The organism is Alkalispirochaeta americana (assembly GCF_900156105.1).
GTDB classification, from domain to species: domain Bacteria; phylum Spirochaetota; class Spirochaetia; order DSM-27196; family Alkalispirochaetaceae; genus Alkalispirochaeta; species Alkalispirochaeta americana.
Genome location: NZ_FTMS01000001.1, coordinates 245223 through 270029, shown reverse-complemented (window position 1 = coordinate 270029; position 24807 = coordinate 245223). Strand labels below are relative to the sequence as shown.

The window sequence follows — 24807 nt, the reverse complement described above, 5'->3', positions numbered from 1 at the left end:
CACAGGGGCCTCCTCAATCTTGAATTGCTTTGCCGAAATTCATTGTTTTCAGGATCGGCTTCTAGATTTCCGGAGCCTCTCTCAGAAGGTACTCCTCAGCTTCGATACTCCAGATATTGTTGTGCTTTTCACAAATTTCTGCCAGCCCTGCGTAGAAGGGCTCATTTTTACCCCGCTCGGCAAACTCATCGATCGCCACCAGGGGGAGATTCTTGTGGGTGTAGATCAGTTTTTTCCCTCCGGGAATCGAGGGAAGATTCAGGGTAGTCTCTATTACTGCGTTCAGGCCGCCCACGTGGGTGATCATTCCCGCGGGATTCACCAGGCCGCGCCCCATCAGGTCCAGGGCTTCACGCATATCGTCGGTGTTCCCCCCCGATGTTCCCACCAGATGGTGCGCCGAATAGTGGACTTCGTAGAAGTTCAGCTCGGCCCTGAAATCGGAGTTTGAGGGGCCTGCAAAAAAGTTCAGGCACCCATCGTGACCGAGGAGACGGTCTCCCTGCTCCAGAACGGACCGGACCGGCGCGAAAACAAAGACGTCGTCGTAGCCCGTTCCCCCGGTGAGGTCCAGGAGGGCCTGTTCCGACTCCCCCCTGGAGGTATTTACGTAATGAAGGTCCACGCCATGGTTGCGCGCATCCTCGACCGTATAGACCCGGGCAGCCCTGTCCAGGCGCTCCTGGTCGATGTCGGTTACTACCAGCAACCCCGGCCGCCGGGGATTATGAATCGCGTAATCGATTGCAGCCAGCCCCATTGGCCCGACTCCCGCGAGGATCGCCGTTTTCCCGCCCTCGACAATCCCCATTGAATGGTCGTAGGAACCCTGCGTGGTATGGTAGTTGGCATGGAACGCTCCTGCAACACAGGAGATTGGCTCCGCCAGGGACCCCAAAAAAAAGGCGTCGCCCTGGTATTCCAGGAGACAATCCATCTCCATCACCTCTTCAGGGATAATCACGCAGGTGGCGTTTCCACCGATATAGCGGTAGGAGTAGCCGGGTGCATCGAGAGAACCCCGATAGTTCAGAGCCGGCTGAATGGAAAAACGCTGCCCCGGGGAAAAGCGCCCCTCCCATTTTGCCCCCACCTGGAGGATCTCACCGCAGAGCTCGTGTCCAAGCAGAACCGGCTTCTGATCGATATCGGCTGGCACCCGCTTGTGCCCACTCCCCTGGATCGCTGCTTTATAGGAAGACATGCACAGACTATCGGAGACCACCCTGGCCAGGATCTCACCCGGCTGCAGGGGAGGGAGCTCAAACTCTTCCAGACGGAGATCATTTTTCCCGTACATTCGAACCGCTTTCGTTTTCATTCTCTCTACTCCTCGCACTGCTTGCGGTATGCTTTTCTAAATACTACCATAAGAACGAAGAATGAAAAAGAGAAGAAAGCAATAACAAAGAGATCAGTAACGAAGGAGCGCGAGAATCCCCTGATCCGCGACAGAAGCCTCGACCTCGCCGGGTCTCCAGCGAAGCACAACAGCTCCGGACTCGCCCGAAAGCTCGCCCTGTTCCGGAGCCTTCTCTTCCGGGACACCATCCCGCCGGGAGGCCTGGTTCTCTGCTGCGGCGCTGTGAAGAGCCTCCAGGGGAATAAGGAGTTCTCCTTCGGGGAGACCGGAGCGAGGCAGCCCCCCATCCCGGTGAAGCGCCGCCAGAGAAAGCAGTGCAAGCAAGGGAGGATTCTCTCCCCGGGAAGGCTGAAACACTACCGCGTAGGTGAGATCCGGCTCGTGGAGGCGCTGGACAAAAAGCCTTCCCGAATCCCCCGGGAGAGAATAGATCCCTTCCTGGCGGACCGTCCCGCCCTGCCAGCGGCCCTCAAGGGAAGCTCCCTGGTAGAGGGCGATCTCCACCGATGATGAGGAGTCAACCCCTGCACCCCCGGCGTGCAAGAGGAGTGCGATCATGATCATCGCCAAAGAGGTCATCCGGCTAACCGTTTTACCACCTGCAGGAGTTTCTCCGAATCGAAGGGCTTCACGATCCACCCCGTCGCGCCCGCCGCCTTGCCGGCGCTCATCTTGCTCTCCTGCGACTCCGTTGTGAGTACTACCACGGGGGTGTACTTGTAGGCATCCAGTTCCCGGACTTTCCCTGTCAGCGCTATTCCATCCATGTTTGGCATATTTACATCGGTGACGATCAGATCAAACGTGCTGCCGTCGAGCATCTTGAGCGCGTCCATACCATCCTCGGCCTGGACCACCTCGTAGCCGGCCTGATCCAAAACATAGGAAACGCTTTGACGAACCGCTGCAGAATCGTCAACTACCAGTATCCGTTTAGCCATATTCTTTCCATCTCCTGTTTTCTTGCTACCCGTGTCTTTACTCTCGCGGCCTGTATCGTTACAGATATCCGCACCCTCAATAATAGAACTACAGGGGTTGTTTCTTCAACTCGCCAGGGAAGATCGCCAGGAAACGATTGACCGGGGAGGTTCGACCGGGGCGGCTCGCCTGAACCCCCTCCCTAGGGGCCGACAAGGCGATAGGGGACAAAGATCTCTTTCGGCACATCCTCTCCGCGGAGGGCCGCCACGGCCCGAACCATGGCAACATAGCCGATCGCCAGGGGATCCTCCACGAGGATCCCCCGTATGACGCCTTCTTCAAGAAATGCCACCGTTTCCGGGGTTTTATCGAAGCCAATGACGGCCACCCTTCCCGCTCCTCCAGCCTCAAGGACACCCCGGGCGGCGCCCTCCAGGGACGCGCCATCGGTGGCGACGATAGCGGCAAGGTCAGGGACCGCCGCAACGAGGCCCCTCGCGGCCACCGCAGCAGCCTCCCGGGAGATTGGCCCCGGGGGCGAGGCCTTCAGGATTCGCACCTCGGGGTAGTTCTCATCCAGATACCGCAGGACCTGCCGGGCTCTTCCCGGAAAACTCCGGGGTCGTTCTTCTCCCGGAAGAAGCGCCACCGGCCCCGCTCCCCCGTAGAGGAAAAGATGCTCCACCACACTTCCGCTGGCAGCAGCGGTGTCGGTTCCTACATGGAAGTCGGCACCGCCCTCTTCCAGAGGATGCATCAGGGTCACCACGAGAACTCCCGCAGCCCGGGCTCGTTCTGCCGCAGCCACAAGCCCCCGCGAATCAAGGGCGTCCAGGAGGATCACATGAGCGCCTCCTGCCACGGCCCGCTCCACCAGGTTTATCTGAAGATCCAGCGCGCCCGGGGGTGGAGAATCTTTCTGAAAAAGCACCAGCCGCTCTCTTCCGGCGAGGGTCCTGTTCTGATCCTCCAGGGCCTGTCGAACCCCCTTCTCCAGGGATGCCTCATCGCCGCCTCCGGGGACAAGCGCAACCCGAACCACGGAAGAGGGCAAGGCACGAAGCGGTTCCTGGAGAGGCGGCCCCGGCCGTTCTGGCGGCTCTTCCCGCAACCCCGTGCCCCAGAGCATCCCCGGCGACAGAACCATCAACAGCACCATGCAAAAGAAGATGTCTCGCGATCGGCCTTTCCCGAAAACCACTCTGCCCTCCTTCTGCGTATTACGGGTTCGGCCACGCAAGCCGCACCCCTGCTGCTCTTTTTTCTCTAGCCCAGAGCCTGGAGAAACTTCAGCAAGAACTCCCAGGTCCGCTCTGTCGAGGCGATATGCAGCTTCTCCTCCGGGGTATGAACCCCCACCAGATCGGGTCCCAGGGAGATCATGTCCATTTCTCCCACCCGATCACGGATCACGCCGCACTCCAGCCCGGCATGAACAGCCTTTACCTGGGGGTCCTGGCCCCGGAGGTCCCGATAGACCTGGACAGCCCGCTCCAGCAGAGGGCTCTCGGCATTGGGGGTCCAGGCAGGGTACCACTCACCAACGCGGACCTCGGCCCCGGCCAGACGGGCCGGGGCGGCCACATGACGGCCGGCCCAGTCGATGAGGGTGTTTCGGGAAGAGCGCTGGCTGGTGAGGACCAGGAGCCGGTCTCCGGGCATGTCCACGGCAGCGAGGTTGTTCGAAGTTTCCACCAGACCGGGGACGTCGTGACTCATACCGAGCACGCCCTGGGGAATGGCCAGAAGCAAGTTGATCACCCGATCACAGCAGGCAGGGGTGAGGACCAGCTCCGGCAGTTCACTTTCCTTCAGGGAGACCTTCAGCCCCGGCTCCAGCGAACCGAGCTCCTGCCGGAAGGTTTTCTCCCAGTCGGCGACCCGGCGCTGCAGCTGGTCAAAATCAGGGCCCTTCACGCCGGCCCAGGCCAGATCAGCTACAAGCTCCCGGGGAATGGCATTATGCTTTCCCCCACCGGAAAGGCGGGAGACCATCAGGGCCGGAAACTCCTGCCGGAGCTCGGCCAGCAACCGCGCTCCCAGAACCAGGCTATTGCCCCGTCCCTCGTGGATATCCATGCCGGAATGGCCACCCTGAAGACCGGTGATTTCCAGGCGAGCTCCCCGGGCAGGTTTCTCCGGAGAGGAGTTCTGCGGGAACGACTCCCGCACCAGGGGAAGCTCCATGTAGGTGTTGCACCCGCCGGCACAGCCGATATAGAAATACCCCTCTTCCTCGCTGTCCAGATTGATCAGGATACGCCCCTTGATCAGGGAGGGGTCCATCTCGAGGGCTCCGGTGAGACCTGTTTCCTCGTCTACCGTGAAGAGGCACTCCAGCGGGCCCAGGGGCTCATCGCTCTCCAGAAGGGCCAGCATCATCGCCACGGCGATGCCGTTATCAGCCCCCAGGGTGGTGTTGTTCGCCCGAAGCCACTCACCCTGTCGGACCAGTTCGATTCCATCGGTGTCAAAGTTGTGGCCAGTGCCCCGGTTCTGCTCGCAGACCATGTCCAGATGACCCTGGAGGACTGTCACCGGCAGGTGTTCGAAACCGGGCGATGCCGGTTTTTCCACCACCACGTTGCCGATGGTGTCGCTGCGGGAAGGAAGCCCCCAGAGCCGGGCTTTTTCCAGAACGTAGTTGCGTATTTTTTCTTCTTTCCGCGATTCCCGGGGAATGGCGGAAATCTCGGCAAAAAAATTCCAGACCTCTTTTGGTTTCAGACCATCGATTGCACTACTCATGAAACAATAGTAAGACGAAAGTCCCCCTTCTGCCCAGAGCAGATGTTTCCTGATTCCGCCCCCCCCAGGCCGTGCAAGGGAATACCCGGAGAGCTGCCGGAGCTCCGGCGGGAAGGCTAGTCTTGTCGATCTTCCGGCGGTTCTGGTATGGTACGGTATTATGAAGTTCGATTTTACTACCCGCGTGTTCGAAAAAGAGAAGATCACGCTGGCCGGAACGGAAGAGTACATTGTGCGTGGCGGACGCCATCTGTTTTCCAAGCTGCCCGAGGCCTTCGTCGGTATCAACCGCATTGGCGTGATAGGCTGGGGAAGCCAGGGTCCCGCCCAGGCCCAGAACCTGCGGGATTCTCTCAAGGAAGCGGGGAGTGATATCACCGTCACTGTGGGGCTCCGCGCGGGGTCGTCATCGTGGAGCAAGGCCGAGGCAGCAGGCTTCACCGAGTCCGACGGAACCCTGGGAGAGATGATGCAGGTGATCGCCCAGAGCGATCTGGTGCTGCTTCTGATCTCCGACGCCGCCCAGGCCGAGCTCTATCAGGATGTTTTCAAGGCGATGAAAAAAGGCGCCACCCTGGGGCTTTCCCACGGTTTCCTCCTGGGACACCTGACGTCCAGGGGAGAGTCCTTCCCTGAAGACATGAACGTAATCGGTGTCTGTCCCAAAGGCATGGGGCCCAGTGTCAGACGTCTCTACGAGCAGGGCCGAACCACCGAGGGAGCAGGGATCAACAGCAGTTTCGCCGTGGAACAGGATATCGACGGCCGGGCCACGGATTACGCTATCGCCTGGGCCGTCGCCCTGGGTGCACCCTTCTCTTTCATGACGTCCCTGGAAATGGAATACCGTTCGGATATCTACGGCGAGCGGGGTATCCTCCTGGGGGCAGTCCACGGTATTGCCGAGGCGATGTACCGGCGTTTTGTGGAGCAGGGCATGACTCCCGAGCAATCTTTCAACGAGACCGTGGAGAGCATTACCGGCCCCATCTCGAAGACGATCTCCCACGAGGGAATAAAGGCGCTCTACAGCAAGCTTTCCCCGGGAGACAGGCAGACCTTCGAGGCCGCCTACAGCGCCGCATACCGCCCGGCCAGGGAGATCCTCCAGGAGATCTACGATGAGGTGGCCAGCGGGAACGAGATCAGGTCGGTCATTCTGGCGGGCGCACGCCTCCAGGAGTATCCCCTGGACACGATTGACAACACCCCCATGTGGAAGGTTGGTTCCCGAGTGCGCGCAGCCCGCACGGCCGAGAGCGCTCCTCTGAATGCTTTCACGGCTGGTGTCTACGTGGCGACGATGATCGCCCAGATCGATGTTCTTCTGGCGGCGGGCCACGTCTACTCCGAGGTGGTCAACGAATCGGTGATCGAGGCTGTGGACAGCCTGAATCCCTATATGCACGCCCGGGGTGTGAGCTACATGGTGGATAACTGTTCCACCACGGCCCGTCTGGGAAGCCGGAAATGGGCACCCCGCTTCGACTACCTTCTGTGCCAGTTGGGTTTTCCCCGCGTCGAGGCCGGAGAGGCTGCCGATCCGGAGCTGATCAAGGCCTTCGAGGCCCATCCTGTCCACCAGGCGGTGGAGACCCTTCTGGCCTACCGGCCCAGCGTGGATATCTCCGTCTCTGCTTGAGGGCCTGAGGGCTCTGCCTGAGAGGGCCTGGGGCCCTGCCTGAGGGCCGGGGGCTCTGCCTGAGGGCCTGGGGCCCGGCGGCTCTGCCTGAGGGCCGGCCCTTGGCGGGGCAGACCCTCGAGAGAGGTGAAGGCCTACGCCTGCGGGCGGGGGTCTTCTCCAGGCTCCGGGTCTTCTCCGGAGCCCGGGCCTTGCCGGGGCTCCGGGCCTTGCCGGGGCTCCGGGGCTCCGCTCCCGCCGGAGATGCGCCGGGCTGCTTTTTCAACCATGAGCTTGTAAATGTTCCCGAAGGCGTTTGCCCGGTTGGGCGTGAGCGATGTCTTCAGGTCGGTCTTGCGGGCAAAGGCCTCCACGGCTTCTTTTGTACCGGTTATTACGTCCTCGGGGGGCAGTCCGCTGAGGGCCTTCAGAAGGATGGCCAGGTACCCCCGGACCACGTGGGCATCGGAGTTCCCCCGGTAGAACATTCTTCCCTGATCGTACTCGTCCACGATGTAGACGTTGCTGATGCAACCGTAGACGTAATTCTCTTCGGTACACTCCTCGGGAGGGAGCTCTTTGAGCTCCTTCCCCAGATCCGTCAAGAGGCGGTACATCTCCAGGTTATCGATCTCCCGGAGCAGCAGCAGCTCCTCCGTGATTTCATCGAGATAGGCCTGCATATCGCCGAGACTTTTCATTATTTTCGCGTCCATCCTGTGGTCCCGTCCTTCCCGTCCTTGAATTGAATTCCTGCTGCACTGAGACGATCACGAATCGCATCGGCCGTGGAAAAGTCCTTTTCGTCCCGTGCCTTTTTCCTGATTTCGATTAACAGCTCCAGGGCTGCCTCCAGGGGGGCTTCGGTGGTTGCCGATCCACCAGCTGCGTTCGAAGCCGGGGGCAGGAGACCCAGTACATCCCGGGAAAACGCCACCAGCGTGCGAGCGGCGGCGCTGCGGACCTCGGGGGCTGCCTGGAGGTGATCAGGCCGCTGGATGAGTTTTCCCAGCTCGAAGAGCGCGGCGATTGTCCGGGGAGTGTGAAAATCGTCGCTCATGGCGCTCCAGCAGGCCTCGATCTGGGAGGCCACGGCCCGGGCGTGATCATCCCCGGCAGCAAAGGCCATGTTCCCCGGGAAGGGCACCCTGCGGCCCGCGGCAGCCAGGGTGTCCACCTGGGGCGCTGCGGCGCGACGGGCCGCGATATCTTCCTGAGAGGTGGCCCGGGGCAGAGGTTCTGCCTGATTTTCAGGAAGCTCCGCCAGGTAGTGCGCTGCCACCTGAACTGCAGCCATCAGGCGCCCGAAGCCCTTTTCGGCGGCCCCCAGGGCCTGGTTGGAAAAATCGATGGTGCTTCGATAATGGGACTGGAGCATAAAAAAACGGACCACCATGGGGTCCCAGGCCTGGTCCAGGGCTGGGTGATCACCGGAGAAGATCTCTTCCAGGGTTATGAAGTTACCCAGGCTCTTGGCCATCTTTTGCCCTGCCACGGTAAGCATGTTGCTGTGCAGCCAGTATCGGGCAGGATCCTCTCCGAAAGCACCATGACTTTGGGCAATTTCCGCTTCGTGGTGGGGAAACTGCAGGTCCAATCCTCCGCCATGGATGTCGAAGGTCTCGCCCAGATAACGCGTGCTCATGGCGGTGCACTCCAGGTGCCAACCGGGAAACCCCTCACCCCAGGGGCTGGGCCAGCGCATGATATGACCCGGCTCGGCCCGCTTCCAGAGGGCAAAATCCAGGGCGTTCCGCTTTTCTTCCCGGCCCGAGGTATTCCGGGTGTTTTCCAGGAGATCCTCGAAGATTTTTCCCGAAAGTTTTCCGTAGGGAGATCCCTGAACGGCTCCTCCCTGACGAACATATTTGTTCAAGTCGAAATAAACCGACCCCTCTTGCTCGTAGGCCAGACCCGCTGCAAGGATCCGCTCGATCACCTGGATTTGCTCCACGATGTGCCCGCTGGCGGCAGGCTCTATCGAGGGAGGCAGACAGCCAAGTTTGCTGATCCCTTCCCGGTAAAGGAGGGTGTAGCGCTGGACCACCTCCATCGGTTCGAGCCGCTCCAGGCGAGCCCGCTTGAGTATTTTGTCCTCTCCGGCCTCGGTGGTCTCGTCTTCCAGATGCCCCACATCGGTGATGTTTCGGACATAGCGCACCCGGTAGCCCAGAAAACGCAGATACCGGAAGACCGTGTCAAAGGCGAGAGCCGCCCGGGCGTGCCCCAAATGAGGATCGCTGTAAACCGTGGGGCCGCATACATACATCCCCACCTGGGGAGGGTTGATTGCACGAAAGGTCTCCCGGGAACGACTCAGGGAGTTGAACACGGTGAGACCGATCTGCTCGTACAGTGGTTGATCTGCCATAGGGGTAAACGGTACCCAGCCGGGGATTTTTCGGCAAGATCGAAAACAACTTTTTTTCCGATCCCCGGGAAGATTCTTTTCTCCTGCGTTATACTTGGGGCAATGAAAAAACGAGCGTTTTTGCCGGATTTTGGAAAAAGCCGTGCCGGCACGGCCGGGCTGGAACAGACGGTAGCCCTCTGGTTTGTCGCGATCCTCAGTGTCATCGCCCTGGTCCTCGCGCCGATCTTCTTTGTCCTTCTCCAGAATATTCCGGCCACGATTGCCGCAGGAATAGCCCTGGCGAACGGGCTGGCCTGTCTGATCCTTATCTCCCGGGGGCGGATCGTGACAGGGGGGATATTGTTCTTCTCCCTCTTTATACTGATTATCACCTTTCTGGCCCTGCCCGGCCTCTCCCCTCCGGGAGAATACGCTACGGTCCTCATTTCCGTGCTGGGGTTGCTCCTGGTGGTCATTTTCCCTACGGGTGTGGTGGTGCACCCCGCCTTTCCCCTGGCCTCCTGCGCCGTGGCGGCAACGATCCTGGGGTATCATATCTCCGGCAGTGCCAACGCCGCCCTGATAGCAAGAATACCGCTCTTTTCGGTGGTTCTCTTCTTTGGAGGAGCGGCAGGGATGGTGGTGGGGATCGTCACCAAGATTCTCCTGAAACAGGCAGCCGACTCCAACGAGCAAAGTCATCAGGCCCTGGTAAAACTGCGAACGATCATTCAGGAGATGAACGGTCTTCAGGAACCTCTCAAGCACACCCATAGCGAGACCCAGGACAAGATGGGCGGCATCGAGACGATCTTCTCCGCCTATTCCGATACGGTCCACCAGATCAGTTCCGATGCAGGGACAATGCACAACAGTCTTCAGACTTCGCAAAGCACCCTCTCCCGCGTCACCGAGGCAATGGCGCTGGTCTTGCTCCGCCTGGGGGAGCAGGAAGAACGGCTTTGCAACTCCCTGGAGGTCCGGGAGGAGTTGAACAACACACTCCACCAGACCTCCCGGGAAATTCTGCAAACCCGCGAGGCCGCCCGGCGCCTGGAAGAGGCCTGCAAGACAGGAGAGACCGATCTGGCGAGCGTCCTCAACCGGATCGGCATGATCGAGCAGCGTCAGACCCAACTCACGGAAATCAACGCCATGATCCGGAACATCGCCGACCAGACTCATTTGCTCGCCATGAATGCTTCCATCGAGGCGGCCAACGCCGGAAGCGCAGGCCGGGGGTTCGCTGTGGTGGCCCACAAGATCAGGTCCCTGGCCACCGATGCAAACCAGCGATCCTCGGAGATATCATCGATCATAACGGAGATGAAGGAATCCGTGGATGCCTCCACCAGCGATGGCGTACGGGCAAAGAACTCCTACGAGAGAATCCACAGCGAACTGGAGAGCGCCCGTCGATATATCGAGACGATCGATACCAGCACGCAGGGGTTCATCTCCTTCGGCGAGCGGTTGGGTCATGACCTTGCTGCAATTCACAATGATTCCGAACACGTGGCAGAGGTGGCCATGGAGACTCAGACGAATCTTGATGAATACCAGCGATCCTTTCAGGACCTCACGGAGAAGCTTCAGGAAGTTTCCCGCCAGATAGAGCTCCTCTCGTCCCATAACGAAAACGGAAGCCAGATCATGCAGAAGCTCACCAGGGTGAGAGAGCAGGCCCAGACGGTGGACCGGCAGGTCTCTGAACTGATTCATCGCTCTCTGGCGATAAAAATCGGGGAGGATCACAGGGTTTGATATAATAGGGCCCCACCGGCAGATGCACCCGCACCCGCACTCCCACGTGAGACACAGGCCGGGGGCTCCGGGAAAATTGCACAACCCCCTGCCCCTGTGCTAGAGTAGGCGACCGCCGGAACCTGCGGAGCTCAAGAAATCGGGAGAGGCCTGTGCGTTGCCCAAAGTGTACATCTCTGGAAGACCGTGTTATAGAATCCCGGGCCCTGGCCGATGGGGGAACGATTCGCCGCCGCCGACAGTGCGAGGTTTGCGGATACCGCTTCACCTCCTACGAGCGAATCGAGGAGAAGCCCCTGATGGTGGTAAAAAAAAGCGAGTCCCGACGGGAGCCTTTTGACCGGGCAAAGCTGGAGAAGGGAATCCAGCAGGCCCTGCGGAAGCGACCGGTGAGCCAGACCGCGATTCTCTCCATGATCGACGAGCTTGAAGAGGAGGCCACCCGCGAGGGAATGGATTCCCACGAGATTCCTGCATCCCGCCTGGGAGAGATGGTCCTGGGTCGCCTGTACACGATCGATCGGGTTGCCTACGTGCGCTTTGCCTCGGTCTACCGGAACTTTGAGAGTGTCCACGAGTTTATCCGCGAAATCGAGCTGCTTGAGCAGGGATAGCTCAAGCAGGGTTGCCTTGGGTAGCCGCAACGACCGCCCTTCTAGCCCCAGAGAAAATCCAGACCCCAGAGAATATACAGAGACCGGAAATAATAAAAAAGCGCACTCCCCAGGGAATGCGCTTGATAAAAAGATAGTGGCGAAGGGACTTGAACCCCTGACCGAGCGGATATGAGCCGCTTGCTCTACCGACTGAGCTACGCCACCCTCTGTTACGAGGGCAGACTTTACCGAAACGCTTCCAACCTGTCAAGGGGGAACGGTCCTGTGGAGGACCTATTTCCCCTAGACCAGGTTATACCGGCGGGCCGCCTCCAGCAACTCCCTCGTCCAGAGATTATCACGGGTAAATCGCATCCTGTCCTGGTACCCCTCGATCCGGCTCGACCGCTCCTGGCAGAGCTTTACAGCCCTTCCCAGAACGGTGGCCCGGTCATCCTGATCGGGAGACCGCTTCTCGGGAAGCACCGTGGAATAAAGGTACGTAAACAGCAGGGCCTGAGGATCCTGAGCCGCGCCGTTTCCTCCCCGGGTGAGGCCGAAGAAGAGAGGCACCGCCTCGTCCATCCTGCCTGTCTTTGCCAGCGCCCAGGCCCGACAGGCCGTGGCAAGACGACCCAGCTCGCTCACGCCGGACGACGAGGCCACCAGAAGATCCTCCAGGGGGGCAAAGCCGTTCTCCCAGGCGACACCCAGGCGGGGCCAGCGATCGGTCCCCTCTTCGGCGGCACAGATATCCTCAAGGAGAGGCAAGGCCCGGTCAAAATGTCCTCTCCGGCAGAGGGCCTCGGCGAGAAAGAAGACCTCCTCCCGGGAGAGATCCTCCGCCCGGGGATCCCCTTCCTCGGGGTCTTCTCCGGAACTATCGCTCAGAAAAAAGGTCGCTCGTCTTTTCCATGCCCGGGCGACGTTTTGTATCGGGGGAATTCCCCGTTCTCCGCTATATCGCTCCAGAAAGGCAAAACCGGCCCGAGCCTCGGTGTATTCCCCCAGTTCGAACCGTATGCGAGCTCTGGCAAACCAGGAAAGAAGAAGCTGGTGGGTTGCCCCTGCCTCAAAAAGACGCGGCTGGACTTCCCCGAAAATCCGATCAGCCCGCGTGTAATTTCCCAGGAGGAAACAGTGCACCCCCTCAAGACTCCTGGCCTCGCAGAAAACAAGAGCGTCCCCCTCTCCTTCGTCCCGGGCAAAGGAGAGATACTGCGCGGCTTCCCTGACCTGCCCCTGATAGAGAGCGATCCGGGCCATCAGAAGATGGGCGTTTCCCCGGCAGGAGCGACCCCCGGGAGCGGCCGATACCCTGCCATGGCCATGTTCCGCCCCTTCGAGGTTCAGAAGAAGCGCAGTCTTACAGAGTTTGAGCGCTTTTACGTAGTCCCGTCGCGCTAACTCGTACTCTGCCAGGGCAAGAATAAAATCACTTTCCCAGGGAGAGGGTGCCCGGTCGTTCCCGAGAGAAAGCCTCTCAGCCAGGTCCGGGCAGGCCCCGGGACCTTTGGTCCAACGCAGGGCCAGGCGAAGCTCTGCGCTATCCAGACTGGTTTTCATCTCCCGGGGAAGATCCCTGGCAAGCCCCTCCAGCTCATCTTCTCCTCCTCCCTCGGCGATTCTCTGAAGAAGAAGATGCAAAAGGGGGATCTGGTCCTTCCGGGAGAGACCGCTGCGCAGGAGCTCCCAGAGTTCGGGAGTGAGCGGCAGGGATTCCGCCATAACGCGTTCAGCCAAATGGTTGGAAACCTGCTGTTCCAGCTTTTTCCGGCCCCGGGACTCCAGAATCGTATCAGCGGTGCGCGCCACCGCCTCGTGAACTCTCGGGGGATTCAGAGATGAAAGAAGCCCGACCTGCACGAGTTCTCTCAGGGCATGGCTTTGTTCCACCGGGGAAAGCCCTGCACCACGGCAGAGATCGTCCAGAAACGAGAGCCCTCCCCGTCCATCGGCGAGAAACACAAGGAAAAGAACTCTCCGATACTGCGGTTTCAGCCCCCGGTGAAAGATAGCTCCCAGGCTCCGGCCCGGGCCGAAGCAGTTCACCCAATAGCGGAGAGCCCGGCTGAATTCGCCGCGATTCCGCGCTTCCGAGGCTGTGGTGAGCAATGAGGCCGGGGGCGGCGAAGGGCTGTCCCCCTGGGGGGAAAGATCAGTTACCGTCCAAAGCTCCTGACTCCCCTCGGGAGGAGGAGCGGCAGAGGAGACTACCAGGGGAGCCAGCGAGGTCGTTTCGGGAATCCATGAGAGGAACTCCCGGGCCGCTCCCTCGCAGAGATCGCAATCGGCCAGGTAGACCCGGCGCTGGGAATCGCTCAGAAAAAACCGCCGCACCAGAAACGCTGCGGTACCCTGAAGGTCACAATCAACCATATTCCGGGCCAGGTAGCCCCGACAGGGTTCCTTCAGCTGCTCTCGCAGGGCAGTGTAGACCCGATCTTCCTCGGAGCGTTCCGACTCCGGGACCGGAGTGTCCGGGATCGCCTGGATCACCCTGCGCAGGAAGTCCCGACGCGTCATGGCCCGGGAACACTGGATCAGGACCGCCGGGCCGGAGCCGTCCCTTTCCAGAATAGTTCCAACCAGGGTTGCCACGGCTGACCGATCCGGACCATGAAACCAGAATCCCCGGTGCTTCCCCTCCCGGGAGAGGGTTTCAACGATGAGATCCAGCGCTGGTTGGGAACACCCCTGCCGAAGCACCCGATCGTAGGGTCCGGGCCTGTCGTGATCGTCCCGGGACAGGGAGATTACACGAAACAACGCCCCCTCCCGGGTCATCTCAAGAAGAGCATGAAAATACTCTGCTGCCTCTTCGGTGAGATACAGGGTGTTTTCCTGCCGAACCGAAGAAAGGCGCTGAACGAAGAGAGGGAACGCCCCGGCTGCACCGGCCCGGTCTTTCACGTCGGCCTCGAGCAAAACCGTGTAATCCAGAAGATTTTCGGCGCAATTGACGAGGAATGTCTGGAGCCCGCGCAGGAGCTCCCCCACCACTGCGGTAGCTTCCTCCTGGGAGGAAACCCGGGGCGGTTCCTCCTGCAGAAAGAGAAGTTGATCGCCATCGTGACGAAGGAGCGCAAAACCATACCGGCGCAAGAGTTCGCCCAGCTCCAGCAAAAACCGCCGGTGCCAGGATGGGTGAATCCGCGCCATCTGGTGAAGGCCACCCGCTTCCACTAGAATACAGTACATTTGCTGTAAGTATCGGCCGGGGGGAGACGGGAATTAATACCCCCACCCGGAAGCAAGGCTTCGGCGGCGCGTCCATTGGCGGGGGAGAACCTCGCCATCCACACGGGCCCCTTCTTCGTGATAGAGAAAGAGCGTGAAGGCTTTGTTCCGGTAGAAGAGCACAATCTCCCGGGGATCATCCTCTCCCCGGGCGGACCCGGAAGCCGGGACGACCCCGTAGGCTGCGGTAAACCCCCGGGCCCCGGAAAGGGCCTCTTCGAGCTCCCGGGGCAGATAATCCTGAACCCGGGGAGAAAAATCATGGAGAGGAAGATCCTTCCCCTCGGGATTCACAAGCCACGCCACCAGTCGCTCATCGTCGGGACAAAGAGTTTCCAGGAAATCCCTGGAAGCGAGGGTCGCTCGGGGAGCAACCTCCGAGGGGGGGCCGAAGAACCCCACGACGGTCCTGGTGGTCTCGTCCCGAAGGGACCGCACCCGCAGGGGCTCGCGATCCTGAAGAGCGGTATCAGCCCGGGCCACACCGGGACAGAGACCCCAGACGACCAGCAGCACCGCCAGGGTTCGGCAGGTTCTGAAAACACCCCGTCTGCTCATTGCCACAACCTCACCCGACAATGGTAATATAGTCCGCCATGACGGGACAACAGGAAACGTTGCGCTACCTCGACGAAGGTTTTACCGAACCGGTGAGGGACCCTCTCTGGGGCCATATTCATCTCACGCCAGCCCTGCTCTCTCTGGTGGACACCGACGCCTTCCAGCAACTGAGCAGAATCCGCCAGCTGGGCCCCACCTATCTGGTCTATCCCGGGGCAACCCACACCAGGCTGAACCACAGCCTGGGCGTGCTCCACCTGGCCCGGCGACTTCTCCAGCACCTCCTGCGTCACCCCGAAACGCCCGAGCTCTCCCTGGAGGGGGTCCGGTCCTTTCTGGCTGCAGCGCTTCTGCATGATCTGGGTCATTTTCCCTATACCCACAGTTTCAAAAGCCTTCCTCTGCGAGAACACGAGGAACTCACGGGTCTGCTGGTGCAATCAGGGGAGATGGCCCGGAAGCTCCGCCACAACCTGGAGGTATCACCCGAGAGGGTGGCTGCCATCGTGGACACGAGTCTGCCTGCGGGAGATGACCGGGAGATCCCCTTCTACCGATCCCTTCTTTCGGGCAGCCTCGATCCTGACAAGCTGGACTACCTGAACCGGGACGCCTTTTTCTGTGGCGTCCCCTACGGAATCCAGGATGTTGATTTTGCCCTGACCAGGATCGTCCCCGCCGGAGATGGCCGGATCGGGGTGGACCAGGCGGGGGTTGCCGCTGTGGAAACGGTGCTCTTTTCCAAGTATCTCATGTACCGTGCCGTCTACTGGCACCGGACGGTGCGCGTGGCCACGGCAATGATAAAAAACGCCGTCTACCGGGCGCTTCAGGAGGGAGTTATCGCTCCTGAAGAACTCTACGGGCTGGACGACGAACTGCTTCTCTCGCGCCTGGGGGGGAAAGCCTTTCCTCCCTTCGAGCTGATCCGCCGGGTGGGCCGGAGGAATCTCCTGAAACCCCTGGCAGAGGTCCCCTTCTCGGCGGATATCCCCGGTCACCGGCTTCTGGAGGACAACCACCACCGCCAGGGCCTGGAAGAACAGATTGCCCGGGATCTTCGTGCCCGAGGACACCGATCGCTCCAGGACCACCAGGTTCTCCTGGACCTCCCCGATGCGATTTCCTTCGAGGCGGACCTGCCGGTACGCTCCCGGGAGGTTTCCAGCTTTTCCGAGGAGAGCGTTTTTTCACCCTCCGTGGTGGCCCGCTTTACGGCAACGCTCCGAAAGGTTCGCCTTATTGCGCCTCCCGAGACGGCCTCATCCATGGGAGACCCCCTGCAATATCTCCAGGAGGTGCTCCGTGACCGGTGAGGACCAGGGCTTTGCCGAAATCACCCGTTATCTGCACCAGCAGCCGCCTCCGGTGATCATGCGATTTCTCCGCTCTGCCGGGAAGGGGATCAATCGTCATGGAATGATCGGTCAGGGAGACCGGGTCCTGCTCTCCGTCTCAGGGGGAAAGGATTCTCTGGCTCTGGCCCTGGCCTTGCGCCTGCGTCTGCGGTTCATTCCCATCACCTACCGCCTTGAGGCGGTTCTTGTAGACTGGCGGGAACACCCCCACAGCAGGGAGTCCCTGGAGGCGCTGCATCGCTATTTTTCTGCCCTGGAGATTCCCTTCACGGTCCTCACGGCCGAGATGAGGCCCGATTCCTTCGGCGGGCGGTTTGACTGCTACCGCTGCGGCAGAAACCGGCGGCGAATCCTCTTTGATTATGTCCGGTCCTGGCCCGAACGGCCGCTGATCGCCACAGGTCACCATCTGGACGATATAGTTCAGACCACGTTGATGAATCTTTTTTTCCGGGGAAGCTTCTCCACCATGATGCCGGTCCAACCCTTCTTTTCGGGAGGTCTTTCGGTCATCAGGCCACTCTGCGAGGTCCGGGAGGAGCTGATCCAGACGGTGTCAGAGACACTGGACCTGCCAGTGGCCTCAATCGACTGCCCCTTCCACAGAACCAACGTGCGGGCGCGAATCCGTCCGCTCATCGAGGAAATGGCCAGGATCAACCCTCAGGTCCGGGAGAATATCAACCGGGCCCACACGAATATTGATCATGAGTACCTGCCCGAGTTGTGATCACCGCCACGATGCAGTACAATCACGGGAGAGATGAAGCAGAACCGTCTGATGCAGGAGCGCATCCACCGCGTGAGTGTCCTCGTCCGTGAGCTGGGATACGAGCTACACCCGGGAGAGCTCTCGGAGGAGAGCTACGACGCAGGATTTACCACCCCCGATGGCTTTGAAGCGGATCTCTTTATCGATGCCGATTCCAAGTTCCTGGAACTCGCCTATACCTTCACCTTCTCCGGCGCCATGGCCGATTTCGTTCGGGAGCGCATCGAGGAGGTCATGCATACCCTCTACGAGTTTGGGTGCTACTTCACCATTCAGATCGCCGACGAGGAGATCGTCCACACGGTTTGTTCCAAGATCTACTTTGCAGGCCTCAACTATTTTGCCCTGAAAGAGACGGTCCGGGATTTCCGCGACGCCGTGGAGGCGCAACAGGAGATCTTCGAGATTAATTTTGAAACAGAAACAGGAGACGCCCATGGAAATTCGTAATCTTCTGGAAGAGATCGCCGCAGCCGTGGTCCAGGACGTATGCAACGAGGATAGCGCCAGCCAGTCTCCCCGGTACAATACCTCCCAGGAGTGCCGCCTCGATGCAATCTGCTACGTTCTGAACCGGATTCCCCCACGCTACATCAGCTCGGGCCGGGGCTACGCCCACCTGACGGAAGAACTCCGGGGGGACACCCAACTCCAGGTTGATCTGGTTCGTCTGGCCCATGAAGGGCTGCAGCGGGTCAGCGCCGTCTCCAGGGCCTTCTACGGCACTCCCTCGGGATCGGTCCCTCCCGGCCCCTGTTTCAACTTTCCCACCATCAAGGGCCGCGTCCTGGACGGGAACAGCTTTTTCCCCCTCAGCGAGATCACCGTCACCCTTCGGCAGGGGGGAACCGAGGCCGCCATGTTCGACAACCGCTGGAGCAACCCCTACACGACCTCGGAAAAAACGCGCGGCATGTATAATTTCTGGCCCGCTTCGGTGGTGGCCGAGGAAGAACAGGCCACCCGGACGTTCGATTTCGAGATTCTCCTGGAGGGTCCGGGGTTCAACCCGGTGACACATTTTTTCTCCCTGGAGTGCACCAGCGAGAAGGCCGTTGCAACGATGGTGAGCATGCAACGGGACCATACCCTGCCCGATCTGTACATGTTTTCCTGATGCACTCGTGACGCCCTCCCCTGAACGGGAATCACCGTCAGGGGGCTTCCGGCTTCCGATCGCCCGCTGGCTCCAGGTGGTTTTCCAGGTGACATCCTGCCCTCAGGGAATCATCTTCGGGATGATCATCTTCGGGAGGGGGCGTTTCGTAGATCTCGCTGTGAATCTGAACGTCCGAGATCCGTCCCGGGAGGTTATTTTCCAGAAAGGACAGGACCTTCTGCATAACCCGCTCGCCGTAGACCCTGTCGTTACTCACCAGGGCTACTCCGATCTGGGAAAAACAGTGACTGTTCTGAAGATCGACCTCGGCAACGCTCACCTTGTAGGTACGAATGAGACGGTCCCGAAGACTGTGCACAATCCGGCGCTTGTCTTTCAGCGACGAAAGCCCCGGCAACTCCAGAATCGCCAGAAGCATGGTGACGGTCATGGCTAGGGATCCTCCTCCCTGGTGCCTCCCGGAATACCCCCTGCTCCCAGAAATCCGATCCCCAGAACAAGGACAGCCGCCAGGGTGGCGTAGCGCAGACCCGCCGCAGCCCGGTTGCGCAGAAACGGTTTGAGATCACCGAAAATCAACAGATCGCCCCGCTCCAGAACCTGGTAATCACCAGGGCCGTAGAGGTCTTCATAGTCTGTCTGGCTGTACCGGCTGTAGAGAACCCTTCCCTGGTATTCCAGAAGGAGCACCTCCCGGGCCTCAAGAAACCGGCGCAGCTCCTCGGGCTGACCAAGGAGGTTCTGCTCCTGAAGAGCGGTGAGCGTACGCTCCTGTCTCTGGATATCCTCCGCTTCGGCGATACTTCCCGAGGGAAGCGCCAGCTCGACCCCCGTCAGAGCCACCACCGCCGCCGCCACAACCAGGGGAGCCCGTCCCCGCACGACCGGGGTGATGCGGCCCGCCGGGAGGGAACCACCAGCCACCGCACCGGAACCAGGACCGAGATAGCGAAAAAGCTTCAGAAACCGGAGCAGACGCAGGTGCCGCACCGCCAGGAGCAGCCCCCCCGGGGCAACAGCAAGCCCCCCGGCCAACTCTGCCAGGGCAGCAGGGCCGCTTGCCAGGAGCAGCAGCGGCATGCTCGCCACCAGATCGATCCAGCCCCCCTGACGAAAAAGATACTTCCGGAAGTGTCGATACCGGTATGCGTGATATCCTCGAAGGATATATTCAATGGTAAGAAAAACATCCAGACCCAGCCCCGCAAAGAGAAGCCCCCTCCGAAGGGAAACACTCCAACCGGCCAGAACGGCCAGATCTTCCAGGATTGTCTGCATCAGGACGGCCAGAACCGCCACCAGGGCCAGAAGCTCAAGAATAGCCCGTGTTTTTTTCATTCTCTTGCACCACCTGGTTTTTCGATCTTGCTGTTCAGAAACACCACCCCTGCATCATACTATGGCCATGCGGGACGGCTCAACCAGATCAATATCACGCGCGACTTGGTTTATCCCGCTTCTTCTGCTTTTTCTGGTGATCCCTCTGCGGCCCGGCTCAGCCTGGGAGCCCTATAATCCCTTTGAACAGGAAGAGGCCCCGGCTGCGCTTTTCTCCCTGGACCGGGAAGATGCCGAGGTAGAGATCCACCTGCTTGGAAGCTGGCTGGCCTCGACACGAGTTTCCTGGGGCTTTGCCCTGCACCCCAAACTGCCTGACACGGGCCGACGGGTAACCGCGCCGTATCCCTATCGGGGGTTCGAAACGGAGCCCTTCTCCCAAACCCTGGACCTGGTAATATCACTCTGGCTTTATCAAAAGTTCTTCTTCGAGGCCTCCTTCGAGGATCAATCCCGCCTGAATACCCTCGCGGCGGGCTATATCGGTGAAGAGGATGAGCTGATCCAGGAGGTGGTCCTGGGAAACGTTCCCCTGACGATCTCCTCCTACCCCTACCAGTACACGGGAAGCGCCCGGGGAAACACCGGCACCACCCCCAATCCCGGAGCAGTGCTCCGGCTTGCCACGGCCCGGACCTACCACGAACTGCTGCTCCAGCTCGAGAGTTCCCGCCTGGAGCAGCGCCGCTTCAACCAGGGAGCGCTGGAGCAGCGGCGGATATCCCCCGAGGAATACCTCCAGAACAGGGTCTTCCTGCTGCCCCAGGCCCCGGTGAGAAATGTCACGGTCTACGCCCTGGACCCGGAAGGGTCCGTTCTGATCACCCCCGACAAACCGGACCGGCCCCTGCGGTTCCGCCGTCTGGACCCCGAAAAGGGAGATTACGTCCTGGACGAAACCCTGGGAATGATTCGCCTGGCGCCCCAGGTTGCCCCGCACACCACCCTGGCGGCATCCTACACTCCCCTGGTGGATACCTCGGGATGGGTGGTGAAGCTGGACAAGGAGCGGACCCCCACGGACGAGACGGTGCCCTTCCCCTACGAAGACACTCCGGCCCCGGCTTTTGAGGAGTCCTACGGGACAGATCCGGGGTTCCACCGAATGACCGTGACAGCCGGAAGCGGCTCCGGCCGCCGGGGGGTGATCCTGACCTCGCCCGGCCTCTACTCGCCCTTCGCTGCGGCAAACCACTACTCCCTGCCCCCTGAAGCGGGCAGGGCCCTGGAGCGGGGCGATGCCCGGGTGAGGTTGGTACACCGCAATACCCGAACTCCCCTGGCAGAGGAGGAGCTCTATGTGATTGAACCCGTGGGAGAGGGGGCGTTCCTGCGGGTGATCCGCCGGGAGGAGGCTGACCCCCAGGAAAACCTCCGGTTCCGCTGGATGCACCCCTTCGCGGACCGCTCGCCCCGGGCCTCCCACGCCGCGATGTACGGACCCGGCGCAGAGAGTTCTGCCCGCAGGGCCGATTTCGACATTCTTCTGGAATACGAGGGTGACAGCGGAACCCGCTACCTGGACGGAGACATCGTGCCCGGCACCGTGACGGTGACACGCAACGGCCGCCCCCTGGGGGGAGCCCGGATCGACTACGACACGGGGGAGATTCTTCTGCCCCGGGAGAGCGGCCAGGGGGGAGAGATAGAAGTGCGCTACCGCGTCTATACTCCCGACGAACCGGTGAACGATCTGGTCGTTATTGGAGGAACCCGCTGGGAACCCCGGGAATCCCTGCTCCTGACCCTGGCAGGAGGGCTCCGATGGAGCGTTGGCGAGGCCCAATACTCCCGGGAGATGGAAGAGCACCCCGGCCACGGCACAGTCTCGGCGGGAGCCACCTTCCAGGGAAACCGCCTCTCCCTGGAAGCAGCCGCTGCGGCACAGCTCTACCAACCCGATACCACCGGCTATTTCCGGCTTTTCGGGGGAGAAGCCCGGAGCTTCACCCTGGCACCCCGGGAGCGAACGCTCTTCCCCTCGTCCTTTCCCGAGGACCTCCCCGGGGTGGCCCGGACCTTTCCCCGGGAAAGCCGCGCAATAGCGCTCTACCGGGATTACTGGGAGACGGGAACCTTCGGGTCCACCTCTCTTCAGCCCTACCAGACCTCCCGGGAGGCCGATCCCGACCGGGAAGGCGCGCGCCTGGGGCCCTACCTGGCCCGCAGCACCGACAGCGCCTACACCGGCACGGTGGGCGTCCTGGAATGGCAGGACCTGGCGGATGACCAGTGGGTGGGAGCCCTTCTGCGGGCCCCGGCCTCACCGGCGGACCTGCGCGATACCCGGCAGGTGACGGTGACCTACCGGTATCTTCCGGCCGACGAGAATCAGACCGACCACCCCCGCCTGGACATACACCTGGGTGCCCTGGGAGAGGACCTGGACGGGGACGGCACGGCCGCCACGGGACGCAGCGCCCTGGACCCGACCTTTCCCTTTATCTTTCCCGAGGGCCCCCTGGCGGGATCGCTCCGCCGGGCAGGCCAGGACGCCCCGGGGCTCACGGCGCCCCACCGCGAGGACCCGCGCCGGGACGGGGTGTTGCTGGAGGAGGTTCCCCAGGGAATCCTCTCCCTCCCCGGAGGTGCCGGGGCGGAATCGCTGGACCCCGCCCCGGGCTGGCAGCGCCATACCGTGACCCTCACCCCCCAGGAGGCCGAGCGGCTGGCCGATCTTCGGGGCGTGCGCTTCCTCGTGACAAACCCGGGCAACTCGGGCCTCTCGGGCCGGCTCCTGATCGGCGAGGTGGAGCTGGACCGGCGGGGCAACGCCACGATCACCTCGGGACGGGACCGGAACGCCCTGGCTGCAGTGCAGGATGACCCGGCCACCCCCTCTCTGCGTTCCCGCTTTGGCCCCGTGCGGAGCCGGTTCAACCCCGACGACAGGGACCAGCCCGTTCTGAAGATATCCTGGGAGGAAGATTCATCGTCGGAGCCCTCGCCGGTGCGGGCCGAGTTCCCCCTGCCCGATTTCTCGGTGAACCACTACGATACCCTGGTCTTCTACGCCTACCTGGACACCGATCCGGACGATCCCCCCCCGGAGGCCCGGGTGGAGCTGACCCTGGCCCCCTATCGGGGAGCTCCCCTCCGGGAGACCCTGACCATAACCCTCCCTGCCGAGGCCCTGCAGGGAAAAACCGGGGAAGACCCCTGGAGGGAGATCACCCTGAATCTCTCCTCGGGGTCTGTGGCCGTCTCGGGCTGGTCCGGAACGATCGAGAGAGCCCGGCTGCCCCGGGACCGCCAGGCCCTGCTGCACCTGGGAGAGATCACCCTTGTGGGGGTATCCCCGGAGGGCGCCTTGTACTTCGACGAACTCCACGCCCGGGACCCCCGGGCGGGAAGCGCCTTCGCCGGGCGGCTGGATGCGGCCTGGACCATCCCCCTGGGGCCGGGAACCCTCACCCTGGAGCAGGGAATGCGGGCTCACACCGAGGGGTTCCGGGGCAGCGAGAGCGACTCCTCGGTGAGCACCCTCGACACCACCAGCCGGGCGAGCTATCGCCAGGAGCGATTCCGGGTTTCGGGCGAGCTGGCCTTGCGGGGTGAGGAGGGCTACGGCACCACCGGCGCTGCGGGACACCACCTGGTGATCCCCCTGATTCCCCCCGGCGAGGGGGAACTCACCCTGGAAGAGGAGTTCTACCGGGATTTTGACTCCCGCAGCCCCCTGGCAGAGCGACGGCTCGCCCTCTCCCTGGGAGACCCGCGCCTGGGACGGTACCGCCTCTCCCACCTTCACCGCAGCGACGACCGGGAAACCCTCCTGAACTGGAAGACCAGGGCGGCCCTCCCCTCGGGAGAAACCTGGGACCTCACCCTGGAGGGCACAGCCGAACTGACCGACCTGGACCGGAGGCTCTCGAGCGGAGACTACAGCGAGTCCTGGCAGGAAACAGGACGGTTCGTCCTTTCCCAGGGACCCTCGGGCGAAACGTCCCGCCAGGAACGGCGGGCCTCGGTGACGGGCGAGGGGTCCTGGCACGGAGCTTTCCTCCACGGAGCATCCCTGAAGAGCGGCGGCAGCTGGCGCAACAGAAGCGCCACAGCGGGGACCCAACGCCAGGAAGCCTTCCTGGACCTGACGATCCCCCACGAGCAGTCCGATCCGGGGCGTCGACTCTGGCGGATCACCCCCCGGTACCAGCGCACCTACAGCAGCACCCGGCGCGTCGAGAGCGACACCCTCTCCCGGGACGCCTCCCTCTGGGCCCGGGCGCTCCACCGGGAACCGGTCATTCTGAGCGCCCCTCCCCTGGCGGAACTCTTCCTCTCCCCGGAATCGCTGGGGCTGGAGGACCTCTCGGGCAACAGCGAGAACCGCAGCTACGAATCCCGGGCGGGCCTGGGCTTTACCCGCTCTTTTGCCTCCCGCCTCCAGGACCTGATCCTGCCCGCCGAGGCCGAGGGGAGCCTGCAGCGCCGCACCCTCTGGGAAGGAGATACCCGGACCGATACCCGCACATACCAGATCACCGCCACAGCCCGGGCGATAAACCTCTTCGGGTCCCGGGGAAGCCGCCCCCTGACGGAGCGGTACGAGAGCGACGAGTTCCGCAACCGCCTCAGCCTCTCCCTGATCGAAGCGGTGCCGGGAGAGATCACCCGCTGGGAGACATCCCTGCTCCAGGAAACGACCCTGCTGATAGCACCGCACCGCGAGGCTTCGCTGGTAACCACCCTCACCGTGACAGGCAACGACGAGGTCAAGACCGTAACCTCCACCACTTTGGGCTACCAGTGGCGCCAGGAGAGCTATCCACCTCTGGACGTTCTCCGACGCCAGAAGACGTCACCCTTCCTGGAGCACCAGGAACGGCTCACCGCCTCGGCCACACGCCGCGACGGCAACCTCGAAACCAGGGAGATCCAGCTGGGCCATTCCACAACCCTGGTGATCAACCCCTCCAGCGAGATCAGGCTCTACGCCGATCTTGGCTGGTACACCGACACCGCCGAATACGACGAGGGAGCCCTCCACATTTTTGGTATCCAGGCGGGGGTGGAGGGGGTGCTGCGCTATTGAGATCGGCGCGGTGG

General features: G+C 61.7%; 19 protein-coding genes and 1 tRNA gene. 8 read left to right on the top strand and 12 right to left on the bottom strand.

Features of this window, described 5'->3' with window-relative positions:
• Nucleotides 1-61: 61 nt before the first annotated feature.
• The 5 genes from BW950_RS01130 to BW950_RS01110 form a co-directional block, all read right to left on the bottom strand.
• Nucleotides 62-1321: a zinc-binding dehydrogenase gene (locus BW950_RS01130; RefSeq protein WP_076487447.1), complete on the bottom strand. Its 1260-nt coding sequence runs from the start codon at nt 1319-1321 to the stop codon at nt 62-64.
• A 93-nt stretch (nt 1322-1414) separates the two neighbouring features.
• Nucleotides 1415-1927 (bottom strand): hypothetical protein, encoded by a 513-nt coding sequence (locus BW950_RS01125; protein ID WP_143559082.1) that lies wholly within the window; start codon nt 1925-1927, stop codon nt 1415-1417.
• 11 nt (nt 1928-1938) lie between these two features.
• Nucleotides 1939-2304, bottom strand: a complete 366-nt coding sequence (locus tag BW950_RS01120; protein ID WP_076487445.1) for a response regulator — start codon at nt 2302-2304, stop codon at nt 1939-1941.
• 182 nt (nt 2305-2486) lie between these two features.
• Nucleotides 2487-3488 (bottom strand): sugar ABC transporter substrate-binding protein, encoded by a 1002-nt coding sequence (locus tag BW950_RS01115; protein ID WP_076487444.1) that lies wholly within the window; start codon nt 3486-3488, stop codon nt 2487-2489.
• 65 nt (nt 3489-3553) lie between these two features.
• Entirely contained in the window at nt 3554-5035 is a 1482-nt protein-coding gene (locus tag BW950_RS01110; RefSeq protein ID WP_076487443.1) for an aminoacyl-histidine dipeptidase, read from the bottom strand.
• 160 nt (nt 5036-5195) lie between these two features.
• Between BW950_RS01110 and BW950_RS01105 the strand changes: the two genes are divergently transcribed.
• A complete protein-coding gene (locus BW950_RS01105; RefSeq protein ID WP_076487442.1) occupies nt 5196-6677 on the top strand; it encodes a ketol-acid reductoisomerase in 1482 nt (493 codons plus the stop codon).
• A gap of 134 nt (nt 6678-6811) precedes the next feature.
• Here the strand turns inward: BW950_RS01105 and BW950_RS01100 are convergent, their stop codons facing one another.
• Nucleotides 6812-7357, bottom strand: a complete 546-nt coding sequence (locus BW950_RS01100) for a SufE family protein (protein WP_076487441.1) — start codon at nt 7355-7357, stop codon at nt 6812-6814.
• Nucleotides 7357-9027, bottom strand: a complete 1671-nt coding sequence (gene cysS / locus BW950_RS01095) for a cysteine--tRNA ligase (protein WP_076487440.1) — start codon at nt 9025-9027, stop codon at nt 7357-7359. The genes BW950_RS01100 and cysS overlap by 1 nt, the downstream gene beginning before the upstream one ends.
• Before the next feature lie 102 nt (nt 9028-9129).
• Here cysS and BW950_RS01090 point away from each other — a divergent pair, with 102 nt between their 5' ends.
• The gene (locus tag BW950_RS01090) at nt 9130-10773 is read left to right on the top strand and encodes a methyl-accepting chemotaxis protein (RefSeq protein ID WP_076487439.1); all 1644 of its coding nucleotides are present in this window, start codon (nt 9130-9132) and stop codon (nt 10771-10773) included.
• A gap of 152 nt (nt 10774-10925) precedes the next feature.
• Nucleotides 10926-11387, top strand: coding sequence for a transcriptional regulator NrdR (gene nrdR / locus BW950_RS01085; RefSeq protein WP_076487438.1), 462 nt, complete (start codon nt 10926-10928; stop codon nt 11385-11387).
• 134 nt (nt 11388-11521) lie between these two features.
• On the opposite strand, the gene BW950_RS01080 is transcribed toward nrdR, so the two are convergent.
• The 3 genes from BW950_RS01080 to BW950_RS01070 all read right to left on the bottom strand — a co-directional run bounded on the left by BW950_RS01080 (nt 11522) and on the right by BW950_RS01070 (nt 15167).
• Nucleotides 11522-11594: transfer RNA gene (locus BW950_RS01080), tRNA-Met, on the bottom strand.
• A 78-nt stretch (nt 11595-11672) separates the two neighbouring features.
• Nucleotides 11673-14531 carry a tetratricopeptide repeat protein gene (locus BW950_RS01075; protein WP_159438696.1) on the bottom strand — a complete coding sequence of 953 codons (2859 nt, stop codon included), beginning with the start codon at nt 14529-14531 and terminating at the stop codon, nt 11673-11675.
• Nucleotides 14532-14603: 72 nt separating this feature from the next.
• The gene (locus BW950_RS01070) at nt 14604-15167 is read right to left on the bottom strand and encodes a hypothetical protein (RefSeq protein ID WP_076487436.1); all 564 of its coding nucleotides are present in this window, start codon (nt 15165-15167) and stop codon (nt 14604-14606) included.
• Between the two features lie 38 nt (nt 15168-15205).
• Here BW950_RS01070 and BW950_RS01065 point away from each other — a divergent pair, with 38 nt between their 5' ends.
• The 4 genes from BW950_RS01065 to BW950_RS01050 are packed head-to-tail and all read left to right on the top strand — an operon-like array spanning nt 15206 to nt 18417.
• A complete protein-coding gene (locus BW950_RS01065; protein WP_076487435.1) occupies nt 15206-16486 on the top strand; it encodes an HD domain-containing protein in 1281 nt (426 codons plus the stop codon).
• Entirely contained in the window at nt 16476-17258 is a 783-nt protein-coding gene (locus tag BW950_RS01060) for a tRNA lysidine(34) synthetase (RefSeq protein ID WP_234968996.1), read from the top strand. Before BW950_RS01065 ends, BW950_RS01060 begins: the two co-directional genes overlap by 11 nt.
• A 33-nt stretch (nt 17259-17291) precedes the next feature.
• Complete coding sequence (locus BW950_RS01055; RefSeq protein WP_076487434.1) at nt 17292-17750, top strand: hypothetical protein; 459 nt, start codon at nt 17292-17294, stop codon at nt 17748-17750.
• Complete coding sequence (locus tag BW950_RS01050; protein WP_076487433.1) at nt 17737-18417, top strand: late competence development ComFB family protein; 681 nt, start codon at nt 17737-17739, stop codon at nt 18415-18417. The genes BW950_RS01055 and BW950_RS01050 overlap by 14 nt, the downstream gene beginning before the upstream one ends.
• A 37-nt stretch (nt 18418-18454) precedes the next feature.
• Here BW950_RS01050 and BW950_RS01045 read toward each other — a convergent pair whose 3' ends face one another.
• Both BW950_RS01045 and BW950_RS01040 read right to left on the bottom strand, forming a co-directional pair.
• Nucleotides 18455-18850, bottom strand: a complete 396-nt coding sequence (locus BW950_RS01045; protein WP_234968995.1) for a DUF503 domain-containing protein — start codon at nt 18848-18850, stop codon at nt 18455-18457.
• 2 nt (nt 18851-18852) lie between these two features.
• Nucleotides 18853-19758, bottom strand: coding sequence for an ion transporter (locus tag BW950_RS01040; protein WP_076487432.1), 906 nt, complete (start codon nt 19756-19758; stop codon nt 18853-18855).
• Nucleotides 19759-19819: 61 nt separating this feature from the next.
• Here BW950_RS01040 and BW950_RS01035 point away from each other — a divergent pair, with 61 nt between their 5' ends.
• The gene (locus BW950_RS01035) at nt 19820-24793 is read left to right on the top strand and encodes a hypothetical protein (protein WP_076487431.1); all 4974 of its coding nucleotides are present in this window, start codon (nt 19820-19822) and stop codon (nt 24791-24793) included.
• The last annotated feature ends 14 nt before the right edge of the window (nt 24794-24807 follow it).

Excerpts from the sequence above, each read along its gene's own strand:
- BW950_RS01055 (WP_076487434.1), top strand. The coding sequence starts at position 17,292 with ATGAAGCAGAACCGTCTGATGCAGGAGCGCATCCACCGCGTGAGTGTC.
- BW950_RS01045 (WP_234968995.1), bottom strand. The coding sequence starts at position 18,850 with ATGACCGTCACCATGCTTCTGGCGATTCTGGAGTTGCCGGGGCTTTCG.
- BW950_RS01125 (WP_143559082.1), bottom strand. The coding sequence starts at position 1,927 with ATGATCATGATCGCACTCCTCTTGCACGCCGGGGGTGCAGGGGTTGAC.
- BW950_RS01110 (WP_076487443.1), bottom strand. The coding sequence starts at position 5,035 with ATGAGTAGTGCAATCGATGGTCTGAAACCAAAAGAGGTCTGGAATTTT.
- BW950_RS01105 (WP_076487442.1), top strand. The coding sequence starts at position 5,196 with ATGAAGTTCGATTTTACTACCCGCGTGTTCGAAAAAGAGAAGATCACG.
- cysS (WP_076487440.1), bottom strand. The coding sequence starts at position 9,027 with ATGGCAGATCAACCACTGTACGAGCAGATCGGTCTCACCGTGTTCAAC.
- BW950_RS01070 (WP_076487436.1), bottom strand. The coding sequence starts at position 15,167 with ATGAGCAGACGGGGTGTTTTCAGAACCTGCCGAACCCTGGCGGTGCTG.
- BW950_RS01050 (WP_076487433.1), top strand. The coding sequence starts at position 17,737 with ATGGAAATTCGTAATCTTCTGGAAGAGATCGCCGCAGCCGTGGTCCAG.
- BW950_RS01130 (WP_076487447.1), bottom strand. The coding sequence starts at position 1,321 with ATGAAAACGAAAGCGGTTCGAATGTACGGGAAAAATGATCTCCGTCTG.
- BW950_RS01075 (WP_159438696.1), bottom strand. The coding sequence starts at position 14,531 with ATGGCGCGGATTCACCCATCCTGGCACCGGCGGTTTTTGCTGGAGCTG.
- BW950_RS01035 (WP_076487431.1), top strand. The coding sequence starts at position 19,820 with ATGGCCATGCGGGACGGCTCAACCAGATCAATATCACGCGCGACTTGG.
- BW950_RS01090 (WP_076487439.1), top strand. The coding sequence starts at position 9,130 with ATGAAAAAACGAGCGTTTTTGCCGGATTTTGGAAAAAGCCGTGCCGGC.
- BW950_RS01100 (WP_076487441.1), bottom strand. The coding sequence starts at position 7,357 with ATGAAAAGTCTCGGCGATATGCAGGCCTATCTCGATGAAATCACGGAG.
- BW950_RS01120 (WP_076487445.1), bottom strand. The coding sequence starts at position 2,304 with ATGGCTAAACGGATACTGGTAGTTGACGATTCTGCAGCGGTTCGTCAA.
- BW950_RS01040 (WP_076487432.1), bottom strand. The coding sequence starts at position 19,758 with ATGAAAAAAACACGGGCTATTCTTGAGCTTCTGGCCCTGGTGGCGGTT.
- BW950_RS01065 (WP_076487435.1), top strand. The coding sequence starts at position 15,206 with ATGACGGGACAACAGGAAACGTTGCGCTACCTCGACGAAGGTTTTACC.